Genomic DNA, 1,736 nt, shown 5'->3' with positions numbered 1-1,736 from the left:
GCTGCCAACTCACCCCAGCCAATACCTCGGCCCCGGCCCCTTGCGTCCTGCCATATCGGCAGGGTTCGCAAGGCTACACCGGTCGATCGACAGGCAGCCGCAACCGATGCACTCGGTAAGCCCCGACCTCAGGCGCTGCAACTCGGCGATGCGCTGGTCGATGCGCTTGGTCCACTGGCTTGACAACCGCGACCAATCCCGACGCGACGGCACGCGATCGGCTGGCAACTTGGCCAGCTCGGCGCCGATCTCCTCGAGCGTCAGCCCAATTCGCTGCGCGAAGACGATGAAGGCGATCCGGCGCAGCACGGATCGCGGATAGCGTCGGTGTCCCGAGCCGGCCCGCTCGGACCCGATCAGCCCGCGCTCCTCGTAGAAGCGCAGGGCCGATGAGGCGACGCCGCTGCGCCGTGACACGTCGGTGATGGTCAGCATGGAATCCATGCATGAACGAAAGCACAATTCCCGCTTGACTTCAAGTTAACTTGAACTTGTAGCAAGAGGCATACGGATTAAAGGAGCACTGGCAATGCAGACGAATATCGAACTTCAGGGACTTCGCGTGGCAGTCACGGGCGGCACGTCCGGCCTCGGACTGGCGCTTGTGCGGCAGCTTGCCGCACAGGGTGCGTGCGTCGCCTTCGTCGCCCGGACCGCCGCGAATGTCGAACGCATCGCCGATGAGACGGGCGCGCACGGCATTGTCGGCGACGTCGGCAAGAAGGCGGACATCTACCCGATCGCGTTGCAGGTTACTGCCAGCCTCGGCGGGCTCGATGTCCTGATCAACAATGCGTCGAGCCTCGGCCCTGTCCCTCTGGCGCTCCTCGCCGATACCGAGTGCGAGGAGCTGGAAATGGCGCTCGCGGTCAATCTCGTCGGCGCCTTCCGGCTGACGAAAGCCCTGTTCGGTGCGCTTGCCGCGTCCGCACGCGAGGGCCGCGGCGCGCTGGTCATCAACATTTCCAGCGACGCCGCGGTGAACGCCTATCCCGGCTGGGGAGCATACGGCGCGAGCAAGGCCGCTCTTGCCCATCTGACGGCGATTTGGGACGAGGAGGCGAAAGCAGACGGCATCCGGTTCCTCGCGCTTGACCCCGGCGATATGGACACCCCACTGCACGCGCTCGCGATCCCTGATGCTGATCCGGCGACCTTGAAGCGCCCCGAGCAGGCAGCTGCCGAGATCATCAAAAAGATGCTCGACGCGTTGCCGGTCCGCTCTACCCTTCTGGCCGGAGCACATGGATGATTGCCGCCGATCGTCCCGATCGGCGCTCCGCCAGGCTGTTCGTCGTCGAGGCGGACGGCACGATGCGCGACCTGCCGCGAGCTGGACTCGCGACGCTGTTCAACCCCGGCGATCTGGTCGTCGCCAATGACGCCGCGACCTTGCCTGCCAGCTTGCACGGCACGCATGTCCCAAGCGGCGAGGCGATCGAGATCCGCCTGGCGGGCTGGCTGTCACTTCCCGATCCAACCCGTTTCGTGGCGATTGCCTTCGGCTCGGGCGATCACCGCACGCGCACGGAAGACCGGCTGCCTCCACCTCCGCTGTCACCAGGCGATCGCCTCCGGCTCGGCTCGCTTGACACCGTCGTCGAGCGCCTTCTCGACCATCCACGCCTTCTCGAGTTGCACTTCCCAGGCAACCGCGCAGCGGTGCTTGCAGAACTGGCGCAGCTCGGCCGGCCGATCCAATACGCGCATGTTCCCGAGCCGTTGGCACTGTGGGA

The 1,736-nt window shown here is 65.8% G+C and carries 3 protein-coding genes; 2 read left to right on the top strand and 1 reads right to left on the bottom strand.

Features of this window, described 5'->3' with window-relative positions; translation table 11 throughout:
- Positions 1-9: 9 nt before the first annotated feature.
- Complete coding sequence (gene soxR, locus NKI25_RS36125) at positions 10-444, bottom strand: redox-sensitive transcriptional activator SoxR (protein ID WP_352458231.1); 435 nt, start codon at positions 442-444, stop codon at positions 10-12.
- Between the two features lie 85 nt (positions 445-529).
- On the opposite strand from soxR, the gene NKI25_RS36120 reads away from it, so the two are divergent.
- Together NKI25_RS36120 and NKI25_RS36115 are read left to right on the top strand one after the other, a co-directional pair.
- Positions 530-1,252, top strand: a complete 723-nt coding sequence (locus tag NKI25_RS36120) for an SDR family NAD(P)-dependent oxidoreductase (RefSeq protein ID WP_352625753.1) — start codon at positions 530-532, stop codon at positions 1,250-1,252.
- Positions 1,249-1,736 (top strand): S-adenosylmethionine:tRNA ribosyltransferase-isomerase (locus NKI25_RS36115; protein ID WP_353000940.1); only part of this gene is annotated, 488 nt, incomplete at its 3' end. The genes NKI25_RS36120 and NKI25_RS36115, both read left to right, overlap by 4 nt.

The organism is Mesorhizobium sp. M0808, from assembly GCF_040320025.1.
In the GTDB taxonomy this organism is placed as follows: Bacteria; Pseudomonadota; Alphaproteobacteria; order Rhizobiales; family Rhizobiaceae; genus Mesorhizobium.
This window is presented reverse-complemented; position numbering and strand designations above follow the sequence as displayed.